At 62.3% G+C, this 20,968-nt stretch carries 21 protein-coding genes; 8 read left to right on the top strand and 13 right to left on the bottom strand.

The genetic code is table 11. From position 1 onward, the window contains the following. From AAC014_RS15245 to AAC014_RS15235, 3 genes are all read left to right on the top strand, one after another. Positions 1–414, top strand: a 414-nt coding sequence (locus AAC014_RS15245) for an integrase core domain-containing protein (RefSeq protein WP_339710034.1), incomplete at its 5' end; no start/stop codon positions are given. 257 nt (positions 415–671) lie between these two features. After that, positions 672–1,856 (top strand): thiolase family protein, encoded by a 1,185-nt coding sequence (locus AAC014_RS15240; RefSeq protein ID WP_339710033.1) that lies wholly within the window; start codon positions 672–674, stop codon positions 1,854–1,856. A gap of 160 nt (positions 1,857–2,016) precedes the next feature. Continuing rightward, positions 2,017–3,189, top strand: a complete 1,173-nt coding sequence (locus AAC014_RS15235) for a M20 aminoacylase family protein (RefSeq protein ID WP_339710032.1) — start codon at positions 2,017–2,019, stop codon at positions 3,187–3,189. Positions 3,190–3,609: 420 nt separating this feature from the next. Here the strand turns inward: AAC014_RS15235 and AAC014_RS15230 are convergent, their stop codons facing one another. The 9 genes from AAC014_RS15230 to AAC014_RS15190 form a co-directional block, all read right to left on the bottom strand. Then, complete coding sequence (locus AAC014_RS15230; protein ID WP_339710031.1) at positions 3,610–4,848, bottom strand: FAD/NAD(P)-binding oxidoreductase; 1,239 nt, start codon at positions 4,846–4,848, stop codon at positions 3,610–3,612. 10 nt (positions 4,849–4,858) lie between these two features. After that, on the bottom strand, positions 4,859–5,278 hold the full coding sequence (locus tag AAC014_RS15225; RefSeq protein WP_339710030.1) for a thioesterase family protein: 420 nt from the start codon (positions 5,276–5,278) through the stop codon (positions 4,859–4,861). Continuing rightward, positions 5,278–6,255: an aldo/keto reductase gene (locus AAC014_RS15220; protein ID WP_339710029.1), complete on the bottom strand. Its 978-nt coding sequence runs from the start codon at positions 6,253–6,255 to the stop codon at positions 5,278–5,280. Before AAC014_RS15220 ends, AAC014_RS15225 begins: the two co-directional genes overlap by 1 nt. A 35-nt stretch (positions 6,256–6,290) precedes the next feature. Further along, positions 6,291–6,668 carry a hypothetical protein gene (locus tag AAC014_RS15215; protein WP_339710028.1) on the bottom strand — a complete coding sequence of 126 codons (378 nt, stop codon included), beginning with the start codon at positions 6,666–6,668 and terminating at the stop codon, positions 6,291–6,293. Continuing rightward, the gene (locus AAC014_RS15210; RefSeq protein ID WP_339710027.1) at positions 6,665–7,447 is read right to left on the bottom strand and encodes an alpha/beta hydrolase; all 783 of its coding nucleotides are present in this window, start codon (positions 7,445–7,447) and stop codon (positions 6,665–6,667) included. Before AAC014_RS15210 ends, AAC014_RS15215 begins: the two co-directional genes overlap by 4 nt. Continuing rightward, on the bottom strand, positions 7,444–9,006 hold the full coding sequence (locus AAC014_RS15205) for a benzoate-CoA ligase family protein (protein WP_339710026.1): 1,563 nt from the start codon (positions 9,004–9,006) through the stop codon (positions 7,444–7,446). Before AAC014_RS15205 ends, AAC014_RS15210 begins: the two co-directional genes overlap by 4 nt. Before the next feature lie 93 nt (positions 9,007–9,099). Further along, positions 9,100–10,497, bottom strand: coding sequence for a benzoyl-CoA 2,3-epoxidase subunit BoxB (boxB, locus tag AAC014_RS15200; RefSeq protein ID WP_339710025.1), 1,398 nt, complete (start codon positions 10,495–10,497; stop codon positions 9,100–9,102). A gap of 19 nt (positions 10,498–10,516) precedes the next feature. Continuing rightward, positions 10,517–12,202, bottom strand: coding sequence for a 2,3-epoxybenzoyl-CoA dihydrolase (gene boxC, locus AAC014_RS15195; RefSeq protein ID WP_339710024.1), 1,686 nt, complete (start codon positions 12,200–12,202; stop codon positions 10,517–10,519). 77 nt (positions 12,203–12,279) lie between these two features. Continuing rightward, complete coding sequence (locus AAC014_RS15190) at positions 12,280–13,164, bottom strand: shikimate kinase (protein WP_339710023.1); 885 nt, start codon at positions 13,162–13,164, stop codon at positions 12,280–12,282. Positions 13,165–13,250: 86 nt separating this feature from the next. Here AAC014_RS15190 and AAC014_RS15185 point away from each other — a divergent pair, with 86 nt between their 5' ends. Beyond that, positions 13,251–13,688 carry a flavodoxin family protein gene (locus tag AAC014_RS15185; RefSeq protein WP_339710022.1) on the top strand — a complete coding sequence of 146 codons (438 nt, stop codon included), beginning with the start codon at positions 13,251–13,253 and terminating at the stop codon, positions 13,686–13,688. 1 nt (position 13,689) lies between these two features. Then, the gene (locus AAC014_RS15180) at positions 13,690–14,175 is read left to right on the top strand and encodes a DUF4863 family protein (protein WP_339710021.1); all 486 of its coding nucleotides are present in this window, start codon (positions 13,690–13,692) and stop codon (positions 14,173–14,175) included. 208 nt (positions 14,176–14,383) lie between these two features. On the opposite strand, the gene AAC014_RS15175 is transcribed toward AAC014_RS15180, so the two are convergent. The 3 genes from AAC014_RS15175 to AAC014_RS15165 form a co-directional block, all read right to left on the bottom strand. Then, a complete protein-coding gene (locus tag AAC014_RS15175; protein WP_339710020.1) occupies positions 14,384–14,563 on the bottom strand; it encodes a hypothetical protein in 180 nt (59 codons plus the stop codon). A 22-nt stretch (positions 14,564–14,585) separates the two neighbouring features. Continuing rightward, positions 14,586–14,861 carry a HipA domain-containing protein gene (locus AAC014_RS15170; protein WP_339710019.1) on the bottom strand — a complete coding sequence of 92 codons (276 nt, stop codon included), beginning with the start codon at positions 14,859–14,861 and terminating at the stop codon, positions 14,586–14,588. A gap of 160 nt (positions 14,862–15,021) precedes the next feature. Beyond that, complete coding sequence (locus tag AAC014_RS15165) at positions 15,022–16,494, bottom strand: phytoene desaturase (protein WP_339710018.1); 1,473 nt, start codon at positions 16,492–16,494, stop codon at positions 15,022–15,024. Positions 16,495–16,561: 67 nt separating this feature from the next. Here AAC014_RS15165 and ispH point away from each other — a divergent pair, with 67 nt between their 5' ends. Further along, a complete protein-coding gene (gene ispH / locus AAC014_RS15160; protein ID WP_339710052.1) occupies positions 16,562–18,472 on the top strand; it encodes a 4-hydroxy-3-methylbut-2-enyl diphosphate reductase in 1,911 nt (636 codons plus the stop codon). 45 nt (positions 18,473–18,517) lie between these two features. Here the strand turns inward: ispH and AAC014_RS15155 are convergent, their stop codons facing one another. Next, a complete protein-coding gene (locus tag AAC014_RS15155) occupies positions 18,518–19,096 on the bottom strand; it encodes a PAS domain-containing protein (protein WP_339710050.1) in 579 nt (192 codons plus the stop codon). 134 nt (positions 19,097–19,230) lie between these two features. Between AAC014_RS15155 and folE the strand changes: the two genes are divergently transcribed. Further along, positions 19,231–19,851, top strand: a complete 621-nt coding sequence (gene folE / locus AAC014_RS15150; protein WP_339710017.1) for a GTP cyclohydrolase I FolE — start codon at positions 19,231–19,233, stop codon at positions 19,849–19,851. Then, a complete protein-coding gene (locus AAC014_RS15145; RefSeq protein WP_339710016.1) occupies positions 19,802–20,821 on the top strand; it encodes an FAD-dependent oxidoreductase in 1,020 nt (339 codons plus the stop codon). The genes folE and AAC014_RS15145 overlap by 50 nt, the downstream gene beginning before the upstream one ends. Positions 20,822–20,968: the final 147 nt, after the last annotated feature.

Raw genomic sequence — 20,968 nt, 5'->3', positions numbered from 1 at the left:
CTCACCGATCTGTTCGTGAAACATGGGCCTCCAGCCCATATCCGATCCGACAACGGCGCTGAGTTTACCGCCAATGCCGTGCGGGACTGGCTCGCCCGGATCGGGGTGAAGACGCTCTACATCGAGCCGGGATCACCATGGGAAAATGGCTACTGCGAAAGCTTTAACGGCAAGCTGCGCGACGAGCTGCTCAACGGCGAGATCTTCTATACACTCAGGGAGGCCCAGATCCTGGTCAGCCGTTGGCGCGAACACTATAATACCATCAGGCCGCACAGCTCGATCGGTTATCTGCCTCCGGCCCCGCAAGCCATCTTGCCTCGCCCTGCTGGTCTGCCCTACGCTTCGCTCCGGTCTGCCCACCAGGGCGACCACGACCGCCGGAACTCTCTCTTATCCGGTGGACCCGCCTAATGGGGCAGGTCAGGGGCCTCAGCCAACGAGTGGTGCAGGAACAGTAATCGGCTACACCGTAGTGCACCAGCCGTTCGTGCAAGGCCTTGAGGTACCTTACGTTGTAGCCATTGTCGAACTTGATGACCAGCCAGGACTCCGCCTGATGAGCAATCTGCCCCGCACGCCGATCGATCGCGTTGCGATAGGCTTAAAGGTCAGAGCCTATTTTGTGGCCCTCGGCCAAGTGTACTTGCCTGAATTCGAGGATCGTTAGCGTGTCAAATCGCTACGCGGAGAAGCAAACCTGCATCTCAGGGCTTGGCCAGTCCGAGATCTTCCGAAAGCCAAAGATACACCCATTTGAACTCGCACTCTCCGCCTGCGAGAAAGCGATTGCAGATGCGGGCCTAGAGCCCGCCGACATACGCGGCGCCAGCTGCTGGCCCGCCGTTCCAAGCGGCACAAGCGCGAGCTGGGGCAGCGCCGGGATCGCCGATGTTGCAGCAAGCCTTGGCCTTTCACTTGACTGGCACAGTTCTGGCGAAATGGCGTCAACGCTCTCGCCGATCATGAATGCGGTGTCCGCGATCAGTGCAGGCTTTGCAGATCACGTGCTTTGCTGGCGCGGCGTGGGAGAGAGATGGCGACCGCGCCACGCTTTATCAGCCGCTGCACCCTCGTGGATGGAGCCGAGCGGCTGGCTCGAATACATGCTCCCGTACCACGCCCCGTCAGCCGCGATTTGGGTTGCCTGCCATGCCAGCAGCCATATGCAGCGATATGGGATTACGCGGGAGCAGATGTCAGCGGTCCCAATCGTCCAGCGAGAGCACGCGGCGAAAAATCCAAAGGCTATCTACAAGGATCCGCTTACTCTCGAGCAGTACCTGCAGGGCCGATTGGTCGCGACGCCCTTCTCGCTCTTCGATTGTGACGTGCCGTGTGACGGCGCAACCGCCGTCATTGTATCACGATTGGAGATCGCTCGAGATCTTCCGCAGCTTCCTATTGTGATCGAGGCGATCGGCGCCGGCGCCTATAACCGGATGGATACTTGGCTGTCGCGGACGGACTACCCGCGCATGGCTATGCACGATGCTGCGCGCATGATGTGGTCACGTACGGACCTGAAGCAGTCCGATGTCGATACGGCGCATCTGTATGATGGCTTCAGTTGGCTGGCGATGCTTTGGCTTGAGGCGCTGGGCTTTTGCGAAGAGGGTGGCTCGGGTGAGTTCGTCGAGGGGGGAGAGCGCATTCGCCTCGACGGCGATCTGCCCTTGAATACGAATGGAGGGCAACTGTCTGAAGGGCGCATGCATGGCCTTGGGCACCTTCACGAGGCCGTTCTACAGCTTCGCGGGTCAGCAGGGCTGCGCCAAGTGGTGGATGCCAAAGTGTCGGTGGTTGGCAATGGCGGCGGCAGCCTTGGCGGCGCAGTTCTCCTCCGGCGAGAATGATTGGTCCGGCTTGGACGCGCGTCCAGTATCGCGACTTGGCACCATAAAAGTCTCTGCTCTAGCCTTGCAAATGTCCTCAATCGCAAGGTTTGACCCTTCGTATCGACGAGGTCCGAAGGTCTTTGTACTGGGCAGTACCAATATGTTTCAGGAGGGCGCGATGGCGATCCGACACGAGATCAGCGCATTGGCGGAAACCATGACGGCGTGGCGCCGGAGGCTGCACAGGCACCCCGAGACCGCCTTCGAAGAGCATGCGACGTCTGATCTCGTCGCCAGTTTGCTGTCCGATTGGGGGCTGAAGGTTGAGCGGGGCTTGGGAGGGACTGGTGTCGTAGGATCGCTGTCGGTTGGTTCATCGAAACGGGCGATCGGGCTTCGCGCCGACATGGACGCGCTGAATATCAGTGAACACAATGAGTTTGCGCACCGCTCCCGCCATCCCGGCAAGATGCACGCCTGTGGACACGACGGGCACACTGCGATGCTCCTCGGCGCAGCCCACTACTTGGCTCGAACCCTCAACTTTAGTGGGACAGTGCACTTCATTTTTCAGCCAGCTGAGGAGAGCGTCTCGGGCGCTAAGCGCATGATTGAAGAGGGACTATTCAGACGTTTTCCGGTCGACGCAGTTTTTGGTTTGCACAACTATCCGCTCCTGGAAGAAGGTCACATCGCGGTCGGGCCCGGCCCGGTCCTCGCCTGCGCGGACTCGTTTCATGGGACAGTGCTGGGAAAAGGAGGTCACGGGGCGTGGCCCCACGCTGGAATAGATTCAGTGTCCATCGCTGCCCAGATCGTCCTTGGCTTCAACCAGATCGCAGCACGCACGGTCGATCCGCGCGAGCCGGCCGTGATCAGCGTCACCCGCCTCAATGGCGGCCATGAGAACAATGTCATTCCCGGCGAGGTCGAGTTCGGCGGCACGGTTCGAGCATTCTCGCCTGCTGTCCGCGATCATATTGAGCAAAGCATGGGGCGACTTTGTGAGGGGATCGCCGGCGCTTACGGCGCTAATGTTGTATTCCATTACGATCGCCGTTGCCCGCCTGTCATCAATCACCCGAAGCAGACCGAACTGGCAGCGCAGGTAGCGGCTGCCGTGGTTGGTCCTGCGCGCGCTCATCTTAGCCAACCGCCCATCATGGGCTCCGAAGACTTCGCATGGATGCTCCAGGAACGCCCTGGCTGCTATGCGCTCATTGGAAACGGGCTTGAGCATCAGCGCGGCGCGATGCTCCATAATCCTGAGTATGATTTCAACGATCGAATATTGCCGATCGGCGCCAGCTATTGGACCGAGCTAGCCGAGAGCGCGCTGCCGCGCAACTGAGACAGCAACAGCAGTTTCGCCTGCGTGGTTGGGTCATTCCATCAAAGGCCAGCGGCCACCAAAAACCGAACAAACAGGCCGGACATATGAAATCAACCGAGCAAACCCATCCCGACAAATATCCCCGCTTGGGAATTCACAATCGATACAACCTCAGGAGTACAGACTGCCAAGGCAGCTGAGGCGGCGCTCGATCATCTATCATTCTAACCTGTGTGATGCGGTCCAAGCAAAAGGGAGTTGTTAATATGAGCGATGCCGTACGGGACGGTTGATACTCTCATGACGGCATCGCTGCCTGTCTGGCAATAAAGTGAGTTCGAACTCCTTCGATCACAGCGAACACACCCGCCACGACCCAAACTACCGGCGACGTTGCCTGCCCCCTGCAACAGCAAAAACCTCGCTCCCGGCTCTTCCTCAGCACACCTTACTCAGCTCCTTCAGAGGCTTTGCGATGTCTGCGAGGAGCGCTGAATCGATCCTGGCACGGGTCTCGACAAGCTGCCTGCCTTGGACATAGTCCTTCACTGCATTGACGCAGTCGAGCGCAATCACCTGGCCGTTCCTGAGGTAGACAATCGAGAAGCTGCGGTTGGCGGGGTCGCCGCGAACCACGGTCTGGTCGAAGCCGGTCGACAGGCCGACCGTCTGCAGCTTTAAATCATACTGGTTCGACCAGAACCATGGCGTCGCCTTGTAAGGCTCGGGATTGCCGGTGATCGCCTTCGCCGCGGTGCTAGCTTGGTCATTGGCGTTTTGCACCGACTCCAGGCGAATCGTAGCACTATCAGCAAAGGCATTGGCGTGCGCGGCGCAGTCGCCGATCGCATAGACGTCCGGCAGGCTGGTCCGGCAATATTCATCGACGAGGACGCCGTTTCCGCCCTCAGCACCTGCCTCGATGAGCGGCTGGACCGCGGGCACAATGCCGATGCCGACGATCACCATGTCGGCGGGCACGACCTCCCTGCCCTCCAAGCGCACGCCGCAAGCGCGGCCGTCTCGCTCCTCAATGCAGTCGACCTTTACGCCCGTGCGCAGATCGACGCCATGGGCCCGGTGCTCGGCCTCGTAGAAGGCGGAGAGCTCAGACCCAGCGACGCGGGCGAGCACTCGGTCGAGCGCCTCCAGAAGCACGACCTTCTTGCCGAGCTTGGTAAGTACGGCCGCTGCTTCAAGGCCGATATAGCCGCCGCCGATCACCACCACCTGACTGCAGATCGCCAGCTCGTCCATCACCTTTACAACATCGGCGCGGGTGCGCACGGCATGGACGCCAGGCAGGTCATGACCCGAGCAGATGAGTTTCCTCGGGCTGCCGCCCGTCGCCCAGACGAGCGCTCCATATTCGAGGCTACCACCGCTGGCGAAGGTCAGCCGCTTGGCGGCTGGGTCGACGGCGGTCACTTGTGTGTTAAGTATCATCCCGACTTTCCGCTCGGTCCAGAAGGCTGCGGGCCGGATCAGCAGCCGCTCAAATATCTTCTCCCCGGCGAGATATTCCTTCGACAGCGGCGGGCGCTCGTAGGGGAGCTCGGGCTCGTCACCGACGACCGCAATCGTGCCCTCAAAGCCAAGCTGCCGTAGCATAACCGCTGCCTGCGCGCCGCCATGGCCCGCGCCTACGATCACTACGTCATAGAAGTTTGATATCATGCTTCACTCTTCAAGATCGTTCGAGCGCGTGACGCAGCTCATCGGGGAGAGGCGAAGCCTCGATGGGTCCCTGTTCTTCTGCCCGCGCTGCCCACACCCTTGCCTCGGCTGCTTCGACGCAGAGTGTGTCGCCCCGGAGCAGCCGATGGTCGATGTCGAAGCTCGACCGGCCAAGGCGCGTGACGCGACTCTCGATCAGAATATGATCACCAAGACTGGCCGTCGCGTGGAATACCGCGCGCATGTCCACCATTGGCCAACCGACGATGCCATAGTGGCGGATGAGCGCCGCGCGCGACATGCCGGATGCTGCTTCCAGCAGTAATGCGGTCGCCGCATCAAACATCCCGAAATAGCGCGGGTAGAAGACGGTACCAGTTGGGTCGCAGTCGCCCCATCCAATCGTCAGTGCATATTGGTGGATAAACATCAGCTGCGGGCTCGGATTTCGGGCACGAAAAGCGAGGGATCACCGAGCGCCAGCTTGCGCAGATAGGGCGAAGCGATGAGCTCGTGGGGGAAACCAAGGCGAGGTGGCGCAATTCCATCAAGCGCGGCGAGAAGTGCCCCGTCGACCTCGGCGGCTGCCGCGGCAATGGTGTTCCTGATCTGCACTTCCGTCCGGGCACCGATCAGCGGGATCATCCTGCCACCCGGGCGGTCCATCAGCCAATGCAGTGCGAGCGAAATCGGTGCGACACCGCTCTCGGCCGAAAGCTGGGCGATCGCGTCCGCCACTTTCGCCAAGGTCGGCGGTAGCGAATCCGGCGCACGGCGCAGAGGCTGGTCGCCAGCTGCGAGCGCGCCAGCTGCGAGCGCGCCCCAGCAGACCACGCCGAGCCCCAGCGCATCGGCCATCGGCAGCAGCTCGCGCTCGGCCGTTCGCGCCGCGACATTATATTCGATCTGGCTCGCAATGACCGGGGTGAGGCCGCGCAACTCGGCGATGGTTGCAGCGCGGCTGACCACCCATGCCGGTGTGTCGGAAAGCCCTACATAGAGCACTTTGCCCGCGCGCACGAGATCATCGAATGCCCGCAGGATCTCATCGGCTGGCGTTGTCCCGTCCCAATAGTGCAGCCACAGTAGATCAATATGATCAGTGCCGAGACGCGTGAGGCTGCCTTCGACGGCACGCATCATGCTCTTGCGACTGTTGCCACCGGCTAAAGGGTGTACCTCGGCCGCGGCGGTGAACTTGGTTGCGATGACGAGATTATCGCGCCGGCCGCGGATGAAACAGCCGACGATCTCTTCGGCAACACCGCTCGCATAATTGGGCGCTGTGTCGATGAAGGTGCCACCGGCATCCACGAATGCGGACAAAATGGCGGCTGCGCTTTCCGCATCTGCGCCCCACCGCTTCGGCTCGCCGAAGGTCAGCGTGCCGAGACAGAGTTCCGACACGCGAAGCCCACTCGGGCCAAGAAGCTTCTGACGTATCATACCCGTTCGACCACGAGCGCGATCGCCTGGCCGACGCCGATGCACATGGTGCAAAATGTCCGCCTCGCGCTGCGCCGCTGAAGCTCCTCGGTCGCGGCAAGCGCGAAGCGCGCACCCGACATGCCGCGCGGTTGGCCAAGCGCGATCGTGCCGTCGTTCGGATTAACATGCTGAGCATCATCGGGAAAGCCGAGCTGCCGCAGCACCGCCGGACCTTGCGAGGCGAAAGCTTCGTTCAAATCGGCGACCTCGATGTCATTGATTTTAAGGCCCTGGCCCTTTAGCAGTTTCTCGCTGGCGAGCGCGGGAGCGATCCCAATGATCCGCCGCGGCACGCCGGCCACCGCACAGTCCAAGAGGCAGGCGTCGGTCATTTTGTCAATGTTCTCAAGAAGGTGTCGATGGCACCGATGACCGCCTTTGGATGGTCGCGGTGCGGCGAATGTCCGCAGTCCGCAAGTTCCAGGCGTCGCGTGCCCTGCAGCGCGGCCTCGATTCGGTCGAGCTGCTCAAGCGTGCCGTATTCGTCGTCGAGCCCCTGGATCAGTAGCGCGGGCGCGCGGACCGCAGGGAGGCAGCTCTCGATGTTCCAATCGCGGAAAGCGGGATCGACCCATATATCGTTCCACGTCCAGAAGACATGATCGACATCCTGATGATAGCGTCCAAGCCGTCGAGGCAGGTCGCTCGTCTCGAAGATCGTCTTTGCGCCGGCGATACTGTCGATCGTGACCTGCTCTACGAAGACATGCGGCGCCTCGAGGATCAGGCCGGTCACCCGATGGGGTGCAGCCGCGGCGGCAAGGAGGGCAATTGAGCCGCCGTCGCTATGGCCGAGAAGCACCGCGCGCTCGATGCCAAGCACATCCATAAAGCGCAGCGCCGCAGCAGCCTCCCGGTGCATATAGTCGGGCGCTCGCGGCCCCGGAAGCAGGTCAGACAGTCCATACCCCTGCCGCGACCAGGCGATGGTGCGGCGGCCGGTACGTTCGGCAAGCTGCGCCGGAAAGTCCCGCCACATCGACACGGAGCCAAGACCCTCATGCAGTAACAGGAGCGGCTCGCCCTCCCCTTCCCATACGCAGGTCTCAAGCCGGATGCCGTCGACCGTCAAGTCGCTGGCCAACGCAGCCGGTGCAATGATCGTCGTCACGCCAGTTCGCGCAGCCGGAAGCGCTGGATCTTGCCCGTAGCGGTCTTCGGGAGCTCGTCGGTAAATACGATCCAGCGTGGATATTTGAACGGTGCGAGCAGCTGCTTCACATGCGCCTTGAGAGTCGCCGCCATATGCTCGTCGCCGACGTGGCCTTTGCGAAGCACAACATGCGCGCGCGGCTTGATCAAGCCGTCTCCATCGGCCGCGCCGACCACAGCGACCTCCAGGACGGCCTCATGACAACCGAGCGCCTCCTCGACCTCGGCCGGCGACACGTAGATGCCGCCTACCTTGAGCATGTCGTCGCTGCGGCCGCCATAGGTGTACCAGCCCTCGGCGCACATGCTGTATTTGTCGCCGGTGCGCATCCATTCGCCCTGGAAGGTGCCAAGCGTTTTAGGCCGATTGCGCCAGTAGCCGAGTGCCGCCGTCGGCCCCTTGACCTGAAGCTCGCCGAGTTCGCCGGGTCCGACCGGTAGGCCAGACTCATCGACGATTCGCAGCGCGTAACCGGGGACGGGTCGGCCGGTGCAGCCGTAGCGAACCGCACCGGGCCGCTGTGAGAGGAAAATATGGAGCATCTCGGTCGAGCCGAGCCCGTCGAGCACGTCCACGTCGTAGCGGCGGCGGAACGCCTCTCCGATATGCGCCGGCAGGCATTCGCCGGCCGAGGTTGCAATCCGCAGGTGTGGCGCCTCTGCGCGTGACGGCGCCGTTCCACTTGCGAACCAGCCAGCGAAAAAAGTCGGCACGCCGTTCAGGATGCTGACGCCATGTTCCAGAATAAGGTCGCTGACCGCCTGCGGCACGGCGCGGTCCTTGAGCAGCACGACCGTGGCGCCCGCAGCATAGGGAAAGATCAGCGCATTGCCGAGCCCGTAGGCGAAGAACTGCTTTGCCACCGAAAGCACCACATCGTCCTCGCGGTAGCCGATCACACCGAGGCCGAACAGATTCGCCGTAAGCCGCATCGCGCTGTGGGCGTGCATGGCGCCCTTGGGCCGTCCCGTCGAACCCGAAGTATATAGCCAGAACGCCACCTCGTCGCGGTGCGTGGGCGCAGCCTGGCGCACGGGCGCCGCTTCGGCGAGCAACGCCTCGAGCTGCGGCCAAGGCCCTGCCCCACTGGATACGAAGGACACATCGGGCGAAGCTGCCGCGATGTCCGCCCAATGGTGAGACAGCTCGTCCGAGACGAACACGGCGGCGGCTCCGCTGTTTTCCAGGATCCATCGATAGTCGTCGGCGACGAGCAGCGTGTTGAGCGGCACGGGGACAATGCCAGCCTTGATCGCGCCAAGGAACACGGTCGGGAAATCGCGGCTGTCGAGGAGGCAGAGGAGCACCCGCTGCTCGCGTTGCACGCCAAGCGCCCGGAACACGTCGGCCATCCTGTCGATGCGCTCGGCGAGTTCTGCATAAGTCAGGCTACCGTGGTGGTCGACGATTGCGACCTTATGCGCGCGTCCGGTCGCCAGATTGTGATCCATGATGTCCGACGCCGCGTTGAATCGCTCGGGAAGATCCTCGATGCTCGACGCAAAAGCGCTGTCCATTATTATTCTCTCCTCCCACAAGCGTTGGTGGCTCCAACGTCTTTGTCATTTCTTATAAGAATGGCGGGACACCGAGATGTCCCGCCAGGAAGATCATGCTGCGCGGACGTATTCGAACTCGAACGGATTGTTGTTGATGCCGCGATCGGCCGGCGCGATCCAGTTGGCGCATTTGCCGATCTCGGTCACCGGCACCATCAGCGACTTCACGTAGACGCGGTCCGTGTCACTCGGCAGCGCCGCCAGTATCTCGGCATCGGATGCGGATCGGCCGTCGGCACCAACACGCGCGCCGGCCCACAAGCCGACCTTGCGGTTGAAGCGCTCGGACGGCAGCGTCAGCTCAATGTTGAACCCGGCCTTGGCGATCTGGCGGTTCCAGCGCGTGAAGCCCACCATGCAGTCGCGCACATAGGCCGAGCGCGTGATGTAGTTCATGGCGTTGCGCGTCGGCACCTCCTGGGCACCGTCGGGCGTCTCGAGGGTCTCGATGGTGCCGCTGGCGTCATGATCCTCGTAGGTCGCTTCATCGGGCCGACCCTTGAGTCCATTGGCGAAGTAGTTCGCGGCATTGGACGAGATCTCCGCCCCGAAAAGATCGAGCGCCGAGGAATACCAGAAGTTGATGTAGCGCTGAAGCAGCGGCAGATCGATCACCCCCGCCGCGCGCAGCGTAGCGGGATCGTCGGTGCGCAGCTTCTGCATCTCTTCGAGCGTTCGCTTGACAATACGGCCGATGCCCGTCTCGCCGACGAACATGTGATGCGCCTCCTCGGTCAGCATGAAGCGGCAGGTGCGCGCCAGAGGGTCAAAGCCCGACTCCGCAAGCGACTTCAGCTGATACTTTCCGTCTCGGTCGGTGAAGTAGGTGAACATGAAGAAGGAGAGCCAGTCGTCGATCGGCTCGTTGAAGGTGCCGAGAATGCGCGGATTGTCGATGTCGCCGGAGTGACGGTGGAGCATCTCCTCCGCCTCTTCGCGGCCATCACGGCCAAAATAGGCGTGGAGCAGATAGACCATCGCCCAAAGGTGACGCCCCTCCTCGACATTCACCTGGAAGAGGTTGCGCATGTCGTAGAGCGACGGCGCCGTCAGCGCGAGCAGGCGCTGTTGCTCGACCGAGGCGGGCTCGGTGTCGCCCTGCGTCACGATCAGGCGTCGCAGCACCGAGCGGTATTCGGAGGGCACCTGCTGCCACGCCGGTTTGCCGCGATAATCGCCAAAACCGATCGTGCGGTCTTCCTCCTTGTCGGCGAGGAAGATACCCCAGCGGTAGTCCGGCATCTTCACATAGCCGAATTGCGCCCAGCCCTTGGCATCGACCGAGACGGCGGTGCGCAGATAGACATCGTGGTTCTGATAATGCTCGGGACCCAGATCCTTCCACCAGTCGAGGAAGGCCGGCTGCCAATGCTCAAGCGCGCGCTGGAGGCCGCGGTCGTTCGACAGGTCAACGTTGTTGGGGATACGGGATTGATAGTCGATCGCCATCATGGTTCTCCTGAGAAGGTCAGACGCGTTTGGCGTCGAAGTCGGCGCGGCGGCCGGTGCCGAAGAGCTTCAGCGCCCCACTTTCGCCGACCGCATTGGGACGAATGAATATCCAGTTCTGCCAGGCCGAGAGACGCCCAAAGACCTTCGACCAGACTGTCTCGGGTCCAGCAAAGCGCAGCGACGCCTCCATGCCGGTGAGCGCGTCGGGCGAGAGGCCGGCACGCTCGTCAATCGCCATCCGGATCTCCTCGTCCCAGTCGATGTCGTCAGGCGCAAAGGTGACGAGCCCCAGGTCATAGGCTTCGCCGGACGGAATCGGTGACCCGAGCAGCTCACGCAGCTCGTCCAGACGCTCAGGCGTGCCGAGGAAACGCGACGCCAGACGCGAAAGGCCGTGACACATCGGGTAGAGGCCGAAATTGGCTTCGCCGAGGCGGATGGCGAGACCCTCGTCGGGGCGCGACAGCAGCTCGAGCATGTAGCCGCGGTCGGCAGCAAACAGCAGCTCTGCAAGCGTACCGGCGAAGGCAGAGCCCGGCTTCACGATCGCATAAAGCGAACGCGAGGAGACATCGAGGCGCGAGAACGTTCGGCGGATCATGCCCACGGTCTCGTTCACGAACCAATGGTCGGCGGCTGCCGCCATCGCGGTGTCATAGGCGAGCATCTTGTCGCCATCGCCCTCGGTCTCCAAAACCCAGAGGCCGAGTTCAGGCTCATTGGTGCGCAGCATCAGGATCGCATCGTCGAGCTCGCGCGCCATCTTGAGGGGCCAGAACTCGGCGCCCCGCGCCCGCATCGCCTCGCCGCCCTGCGGAGCATTGTCCAAAGGCGCGGAGACAGTGATTGTCGCAAAGCCGCGCGCGCGGTCGAAGCGCACGTCGACCAGCTCATAATGATAACCCTCGACGTCGATGACGCGCTTGAGCGGCGTCAGCTTCACACCGCCGGTAGATGTCGTCGGCCGCTTCGACTGGCCGGCGAGCGCCTCGGCACGCGTGCGCACGGCGTCAACCCAGCGTCCCGGCGTCGCAATGTCATCGACTAGGCCCCACTGTTTTGCGCGTCGACCGCGCACGCCTTCCTCGGAGGTGCAGAACACGTCGGCCAGGTCACGGCGCACCTTGCGCTTGTCGACCAAACGCGTAAGCCCGCCAGTGCCGGGAAGCACCGCGAGAAGCGGCACCTCGGGAAGCGATACGGCCGATGAGCGGTCGTCAACCAACAGAATCTCGTCGCAGGCGAGTGCCACCTCGTAGCCACCGCCGGCGCAGGCGCCGTTGACCGCCGCGAGGAACTTGAGACTGCCGCTCGCAGACGAATCCTCAAAGCCGTTACGGGTCTCGTTGGTGAACTTGCAGAAGTTCACCTTCCAGGCATGGCTCGACTGGCCCAGCATGTAGATATTGGCGCCCGAGCAGAATATCCGCTCATTGCTGGAGGTAAGGATGACGCAGCCCACCTCCGGGTGCTCGAACCGCAGGCGCTGCACGATATCGTGCAGTTCCATGTCGACGCCCAGATCGTAGCTGTTCAGCTTGAGCTTGTAGCCGGGAACGATACCGCCATCGGCATCCACGGCCATGGCCACTGTCGCGATTCGGCCATCGACCGAAACCTCCCAGTGCCGGTACTTACCCGGCTCGCGATCGTAGACGAACGGCGCAGCGGATTCGCCCACGGGCGCAAGTTGGGTTGCCATATCCATGCTCCTTTTCGAGAACATGCACTATATCACGCCCTCATTCCATGCAAGTACTATATTGCATGTTCAGGGCCTCAGGCGACCTGACGGGCCATCTGCTCAAGGTTGGCGAGCGTCTCATCGAAGGCGTGCGCCGAGGTGTCGAGACTCATGTCTGCGCGGGCATATTCCAATGATCGTGCCTGAAGGATCGTCTTCAGATCGTCCATCGCGCGGCGATTGCTCGCCATTGGCCGGAAATCGCCCTGCGCCATCACCCGGGCCATATGATCGTTGGGCGTCGCCTGGAGCCAGATGCTGTGGGAGGTCGCCAGCACGCGGTCATAGAGTGGGCCGTTGGCAACGATACCGCCGGGCATGGCGATAACCGCCGCGCCATGCTCTACGCGAATCGCCTCCCAAGCCTGTTCCTCATAGCTGCGGAGAGCGCTCTGGCCGCCGAGTTCGATCAGCAACCCGATCTCTCCGCCATAGGCGCGCTCGACCTCGCGCGACATCTCAAGAAAGGGAACGCCGAGTCGCTCGGCAAGTGCCTGCCCGAGCGACGACTTGCCGGCCCCGCGGAGGCCAACAAGCGCGATCCGTCGAGCCTTTTCACCAATAGCAGTGGCTTTGTGCAGCCATTGCTGAAGCTCCTCAAGCCGGTCCTGCGGCAGTCGGCGCACGGCGGCGATCACCGCCTCATAACGCCCGCTCCGCTCGCCACCTTGCGGCAGCAACTCGACCGGGGCCAGGTCGAGTGTCGCCGAAAGCGCGGTCAGGACGCTGAGCGACGGGTTGCCGGTACCCGACTCAAGGTGCGCCAGATAACGCTCCGAGGTTCCCGAGGCTACGGCGAGCTGCCGCCGCGTGATGCCGGCGCGCGCGCGCGCTGCCCGCAGACGGCGCCCCAGCTCCGCAAAGTCAGGCCCCTCATTGCTCGGCAATGTAGCTGCCGCCATATTTTTCTGCTTGGCCATCTGCTTTATATTGCATATACCGTACTCAAGTGAGAAACATTATTCTCGGAGCGAGATGCATGTCGAGCCATCGTGTTGGAATTTTCGTGGCTACCATGACGGGGACGGCCGAAATTTGTGCCGAGGAGATCAGCACCGCGCTCGGCGCGGCCGGCATCGAGTCGGAAATGCAGCTGATGGATTCGGTCGGCACTGATGCGCTGCGGGCGTTCGAGTTCGTTGTAATCGTCTCATCGACCTATGGCCACGGCGACATCCCGGACAACGGGCAGGCGCTGTTTGAGGCTCTCGGGGCCGCCGACAATCTCGCCGGCATCCGCTTCACAGTGTTTGGCCTCGGTGACCGGACCTATGCAGCGACCTTCTGCGAAGCGGGGCGGAAGTGGGACGCGCTCTTTGCCGAGAAGGGTGCATCGCGCTTTGCGCCACTTGTCCAGCATGATGCGGGGTCGGGCACGCTTGCAGAGGATGTCGCCGGTGCCTGGGCGGCGGAATGGGCGGCGCAGCTGCGCCAGGCCGCCTGATATGACGACCTCAGCACCCGCCGTGCCAGCCGAGTTCGTGACGCTCGTGGCCAAGGTCACCGCTCGGATCGACGGGCGACCGATCGAGCCTGCACTCACCGATCTGCTGAACACCGAGTTCCCGCCGGATGGCCCCTGGTTCAGCGCAATGGAGGCGCTCTGCCATCGTGGATGCGCAGAAGGTTGGCTCTGTGCGCGCGAGGCAGGCGGTATCCGGTTCGGCCGGCCCGTGAAGCCGGGCGAACCGACCCATGGCTTCTCGGTCGATGTCGTCGAGATGGATGATGTCGTCGGCCCCCACCACAGCCACCCGAACGGCGAAATCGACCTGGTCATGCCCCTGGACAACAAGGCCGCCTTCGACGGCGTGGTGAAGGGATGGAAAGTTTACGGCCCCGGCTCCGCGCACCATCCGACGGTAAGCGGCGGAAAGGCTCTGGTGCTCTACCTCTTGCCGCAAGGGGCGATCGAGTTCACGCGCGGCTGAATCGCCTTCGCCACTGGTGCTGCTCGATATCTCTGGCAGGATCGCTGGCTAACGCTCAATCGGCGGGCGCGCATTTGGCACTTGACGTAGGCGGGGACGACAATGTGTTGTGTTCGCTGCAATCTACAGCCTCGCTTATCGAACAATGTCTTGGCATTCCGAGCAGGGAGTGGGTCACACCGGCCACAACCGATTGGCGGCGCCACAGTTATCCCCGATCGACCTTACTCAATTCGGCTTCATCGCAAATCGTGCCGCATAGCTGCGTGATCATCCCGACCCGGTCTTTGATCAGATGACGGACATCGCGATCGCTCAGCAGAAAGTTCGATGCAGACAGGCGGCAGCTTTCGAAAAGGCTGCGCTTGTCCTCCCCATGCACCGCCATCGCCTGATTGGCCTCCCACCCGCTACGCGGTTGCGGGCATATGTCGTAAGCGTGAGATGGGTACCATCCCAAAAATGCCGCATGGTTGACGGGCATGATCATCGGTGTTGCCCGTCAGCACATTAAAAACCAGCCGGCCGAACAGTTCGCGCAGTGTTTTCTGCGGATCGGTAAAACGCGCGCGTACCATCTCGGCAAGATCGACGTAGGCATAGCGAGCCTGCATTTCGCCAAGCGCGAACATCGTCAGGGCAGAGACCATCGCCTGGAAGCGACCTTTCCTGACATTCTTGGCCACGAACGCCTCATTTTATAAGAAGCAGGTTAAACTTGTCTCCGCATCGCGTTAATACAAAACCGGTTCAGTGTTTCGAGCGTGAGTGCGTCGGGAGAGAGCGTCCTCTTTCGCGAGATCGATGATGCCTGCAAGATCGCCACTGAACGCGACATGTCCCGGCTTATACCATCAAACTCGCAGTAGCCTTTGCGCTGCCGACAACGCCTGGAATACCCGCACCAGGGTGGGTCCCTGCGCCAACAAAGTAAAGGTTGGAAAAATGATCGTCGCGGTTGTGACCGCGTAGCCATGCACTCTGGGTCAACACGGGCTCGAGGCTGAAGGCGCTACCGAGGTGTGCGCCGAGATCGTCATGGAAATCCTGCGGGGTATAGTGAAAGCAGGTCTCCAGCCGCTCGTAGAGATCGGGGATCAGCAGGTCGCAGATCCGGCCTAGCACGACATCGCAATAGCGCTGACCTTCAACCGCCCAATCCACCGGTGCGCGGCCCATGTGGGGTACGGGCGCCAGCGCATAGAATGTGGACTTTCCGGCAGGGGCCATATCCGGATCCGTCGCGCTGGGATGATGCAGGTAAATCGATGGGTCTTCCGCCAGCTTTCCGTGCTTGTAGATGTCCTTGAGCAGCGAGCCATAGCGATCGGAAAACAGGATCGAGTGGTGCGCAATCCCGGGGAACGAGCCGTCGAGACCGAAGTGGACCACGAACAGGCTGGGCGAAAACCGCTTGCGCCTGAGCGAACGGACCTTGCCGGCTGCGTAACGCGAGCCCTCGATCAAACCGTAGCTGTGGACCAGATCGCCATTGCTTGCGACCATTTCGGACTTCAGCACCTTTCCCGATGCCGTCTCCACTCCCGTCACTTGCTTGCCCCTATGCGTGATGCGGGCAACCTTTTCGCCAAGCAACAAAGCGCCGCCCAGCCGCTCGAACAGCGCGACCATCCCGCTGACGAGGGCATTGGTCCCGCCCTTGGCGAACCACACGCCACCCTGCTTTTCCAACTGGTGAATCAGGGCATAGATGCTGCTGGTTTGCATCGGATTGCCGCCGACCAGCAGCGTGTGAAAGGACAGGGCCTGGCGCAGCTTTTCGTTTTGCACAAAGCTGGAGACGACCGAATAGACCGAGCGCCAGGCGCCGTGCCGTACCAGCGCCGGCGCGGCTTTCAGCATGGACGTGAAATCAAGAAACGGCACCGTGCCGAGCTTGAGATAGCCTTCTTCGTACACACTCCTGGAATATTCCAGGAAGCGGGCATATCCAGCGACGTCCGCCGGGCTCAGCCGAGCGATCTGGCGATCGAGTTCGGCATCGACATTGGAATAGTCGAACCGCGTCCCGTCGTTCCAGATCAGGCGATAGAATGGAGAGACCGGAAGTAGCGTGACATCATCGCCAAGGCAGCCGCCCGACAGCGCCCATAGTTCCTCCAGGCAGGCAGGATCGGTAATCACCGTCGGACCGGCGTCGAATGTATAATCGCCGCGTTTCCACACGTAGGCGCGCCCGCCGGGGCGGTCGCGCGCCTCGACAATGGTTGTTGCAATGCCGGCGCTCTGCAGCCGGATCGCAAGGGCGAGGCCGCCGAAACCAGAACCAATAACGATCGCTGAGGGAGGAGAAACCATGCGAGGTGCCTAAGCCGGGCTTGGCCTCAAGCAACCTGTCCCAAGGGGAGGATACCGCAATACCTTGATGTGTTGCAGAGTGCTTCGGGAAAGCAACGCTATGGTGCCCAGCTTGACCCCGACCCCGGACGTGTGCCCCCCTGAAGTGTCCCCGCGTCAGGTCTTGTTGGCGAACCCTCGCGGCTTTTGCGCCGGGGTACAGCGGGCGATCGAGGCCGTCGAGCGGGCGCTGGAGCATCACGGGGCGCCGGTCTACGTGAGGCGTGCGATCGTGCACAACCGCACTGTTGTGGAACGCCTGGAACGTCTCGGCGCAGTGTTTGTGCAGGAGATTGACGAGATTCCGAGCGGCGCCGTCGCGATTCTCTCCGCCCATGGCAGCGCCCGCTCGGTCGTGCGTGCAGCGCAAGCTCGCGCGCTGCGAATGATCGACGCCGTCTGCCCCCTCGTTACCAAGGTTCACGCCGAGATTGAGGGATGGTACCGGGCCGGTCGCCACGTCCTGCTGATAGGACATATCGGGCATCCCGAAGTTGTCGGGACGCTCGGGCAGCTACCTGCAGGCGCGGTTTCCGTGGTTTGCAGGCCCGGGGATCTCGAGAGACTGGATCTCGCGCCGAACATGGCGCTGGCCTACGCAGTGCAGACCACCTTTTCCCAGCGCGATGCCGCAGAGATGATTGCCGCGATCAAGGCACGGTTTCGCGATGTCGCCGCGCCACGCTCCAGTGACATCTGTTATGCGACCAGCAATCGGCAGGATGCGATTTCGGCGATTGCCGCGCAATGCGACCTGGTGCTGGTGGCCGGCGACACGATGTCTTCGAACGCCCGGCGTCTTGTGGAAGTGGCGAGTGCTGCGGGATGCGCGGACGCGCGCCTGATCGGCGGCGGAGCGGATCTTCCGCGAGGCGCCGTGCTGCGAGCGAAACGCATCGGCCTGACTGCGGCCGCATCTACCCCCGACAGCGTGGTTGCAGAGATTTGCGAAGCGCTGCGCGAACTGGATTGCACCATTACCGAATCCCCTGGCGCCATCGAACGCGTCCGCTTCCGCCCGGTCTCACTGGAGCCGCTCGGCCTTAGAAGCCCGGGAGGGTCATTGAAAGACCGGCTGTCACGGCTACGCAAGGATATCGATACCACGCTTGAAGCTGCGATCGGCCATACCCGCGGGCGTGATCGGCGTCTCGCCGAAGCGATGCGCTATGCCACAATCGGCGGAGGTAAGCGGTTTCGTGCACTGCTGGTAACGGCGGTCAGCGATCTGGTTGGCGGCGCCTATGACCAGGCGCTGCGCGTCGGCGCGGCAATCGAATGCGTTCACGCACAATCGCTGGTGCATGACGATCTGCCCTGCATGGACGACGATGATCGGCGTCGCGGCCGCCCGACCCTGCATCGCAAATTTGATGAAGCGACCGCCGTTCTCGCCGGGGACGCCCTGCTTGCGCTTGCGTTCGAAATCCTGGCCGAGGAAGCCACCCATCCTGATCCGGCGGTACGCGCGCAACTGGTCCTCTCAATGGCCCGTTCGATCGGCCAGGACGGGCTGGCCGGCGGTCAAATGATGGACCTATATCCCTCGGCGCGGCCCCGCCCCGACGACATCTTCGAATGCGAAAGCCGAAAGACCGGTGCGCTGATCCGCTACGCGGTGGAGGCAGGATCGTTACTCGGCCAATGCAGCGCCGAGGACCGCAACCGCCTGATCGCCTTTGCCGACAATCTCGGACTGGTATTCCAGATTCGCGACGACATGCTCGACAGCATCGGCGACGCCGCGGTCGTCGGTAAGGCCGTCGGCAAGGATGCGAGAGCCGGTCGCAAAAGTGCGACTACGCTTCTGGGACTCGAGGGGGCCGCAGCCCAGGCTAGTCTACTGGAAAGCGCCTGTCATCAGGCACTGGACGGGTTCGGTCCAAAAGCCAGCCCGCTGCGCGAGCTGGCGCGCTTTGCCGTCAATCGGATGCATTGATGGAGGGGTACTGACAGGCCTCACCCTCTCATCATCTGCGCGCATTTACATCCCGGCTTCGATCGCAATCCGTATTGCTTCGGCTACGGTGCGCACGCCAAGCCCGCGGAGCATGGCGGCACGGTGCAGCTTGATCGTTCGTTCGGTCAGGTCGAGTTCGTAGGCAATCTGCTTGTTGAGGCGCCCCTTGGCCAGCGCCTCGAGAATCTGACGCTGCCGCCGGCTAAGGCTTTTGACGAGCGCACGCGCCTGTTCGTGGCGGCTGGCACCGCTGTCGTCGATCGCCATTTGCGATCCAAGGAAATAGGTGAGGTCTCCATTTGCATCAAACAGCGGAGCGATCATGACGGCATTGCGGAATGCGGTGCCGTCCTTCCTGTAGTTGATCAGTTCGACCATCACCGGGCGGCATTCCGCCACAGCTTCGCGCAGCATGGTTGTCTGTTCCGGCTCGGTCCGCACACCCCGCAGGAATCGGCAATTGCGGCCGATGATCTCCTCTCGCGAATAGCCAGTCAGATCGACGAAGGCCTGGTTGCAGGCCACGATCGGATTGTCCATCTGGCGCGGGTCGCTGACCACCGCAGCGACCTTGCTGTTCGAGATCAACTCTTTTGGGTCCATCGTCATCCTGTGGAACGTCTTCGCTACACTTAAGGCCATATCGCAGATGGCGAACGAAAAGCCTAGTTGGATAGCGCCGGTTGCCAGACGCCCCCCCCTGGCGACCGGCAAACCCTATTTGAGCAGGATCCACGATGAACGTGATCGCCCCCCAGTTCGTGCCTGAGCTCCAGCACGAACCCGGCCATCTTCCAGTGCCGCACGACGTTCAGGAAGCGATACGCACTCTGCTTCGCTGGGCGGGTGATGATCCGACACGCGAAGGCCTGCTCGATACGCCCGTCCGTGTTGGCCGGGCGTGGAGGGAATATTGTGCCGGATACGAGGAGGATCCGGCGGTTCACCTGCAACGAACCTTCGGAGAGGTGGCGGGCTACGACGAAATCGTACTGCTGCGTGACATTGTTTTCCATTCGCATTGTGAACATCACCTCGCCCCGATTGTGGGCACAGCCTCGATTGCCTATCTCCCGACGGACCGGGTCGTGGGCATTTCCAAGCTGGCCCGCGTCCTTCACGGCTATGCACGACGGTTGCAAATCCAGGAGCGTCTGACCGCCGAGATCGCGCAGTGCATCTGGGACAACCTGCGCCCCCAAGGCGTCATTGTCGTGGTCAAGGCCACCCACGGCTGCATGACTGGGCGCGGTGTGCGGACCCCAGGAGTAGACATGGTGACCAGCAAGGTGCTTGGCTGTTTTCGGGATGATCCAGGCCGTCGCAAGGAAGTTCTCTCGCTCATGGGTCACTGCTGAGCTGGACTGTCGGATAATGCGGATTGGGATCGTCGGCGCGGGAATCGCGGGCCTGGCTTGCGCCGCTCGCCTTAAGGATAATGGGATCGTGGCCACCCTGTTCGACAAGGGGCGGCGGCCCGGCGGACGACTATCCAGCCTCTGCATTGGCGGACTGGAATGGGACTTCGGCGCTCAATATTTCAAGGTAAGCGGCGCAGCCTTTGCCGCCGAAGTGAAACGCTGGCATGATCGCCATCTGGTCGCGCCCTGGACCGGAGGCCCAGATGGCGCACTTGTCGGTATGCCAAGCATGGGCGACTTCGTTGCGGCGCTGTGTCAGGAGCATGACGTACGTCTCGGCGCTGAGGTCCAGCGGATCGAAGCCGATTGTCTTGGCTGGCACGTCTCAGGCCCGGATCTGTGCGATGGCCCCTTCGCTGCATTGATAATTGCGGTGCCATCCGAACAGGCCGCAACGCTCGTTTCGCTCCATGATCTCGATATGGCGCGCGAGACCACTGCTACCCGGTCCGCACCGTGCTGGACCGTGATGACCGCTTTTGCCGAGCCGTTGGGTGGCCTGCCGCACTATCTCCGTGATCGCGGCCCGATTGCGTGGGCCTCTCGCAACAATTCCAAGCCTGGCCGCGCACCAACCGAATGCTGGGTGATCCATGCCAGCGCCGCATGGTCGCGCGCTCACCTCGAACGGAACCCGACGGTGGTGGCCCCGCTCCTGCTTGGCGCGTTCGCGGCAGAAGCCCGAGCAGACTTGCCTACGCCGAGCTTCCTCAGAGCCCATCGCTGGCGCTTCGGCCTGCCCTACGGGCAGAGCGGCAAAGTGCTGTGGAACCCCAGGCTGAGGCTCGGCGCCTGCGGTGACTGGACCGTCGCGCCGGCAATTGAAGGGGCCTGGCAATCGGGTGTCGCCACAGCACAGCGCGTGGTTGATACGCTTGCCCGGGAGCAGGTGCACGCCCCGGGCTAGGGTTTTCGGACGCTCGAACGCCCGAGCCCCCTCAGCATTGAAGATTGTCAACGCAGCATGCGTATTTTCATATGCAGACGTTCGTGCTTTCAAGAGCGGTAGAGATCGACCAGACGCGCGAAGTTTGTTGCACAGGATCGCATGTCG

The sequence above is a fragment of the uncultured Sphingosinicella sp. genome (assembly GCF_963974575.1).
In the GTDB taxonomy this organism is placed as follows: Bacteria; Pseudomonadota; Alphaproteobacteria; order Sphingomonadales; family Sphingomonadaceae; genus Sphingosinicella.
This window is presented reverse-complemented; position numbering and strand designations above follow the sequence as displayed.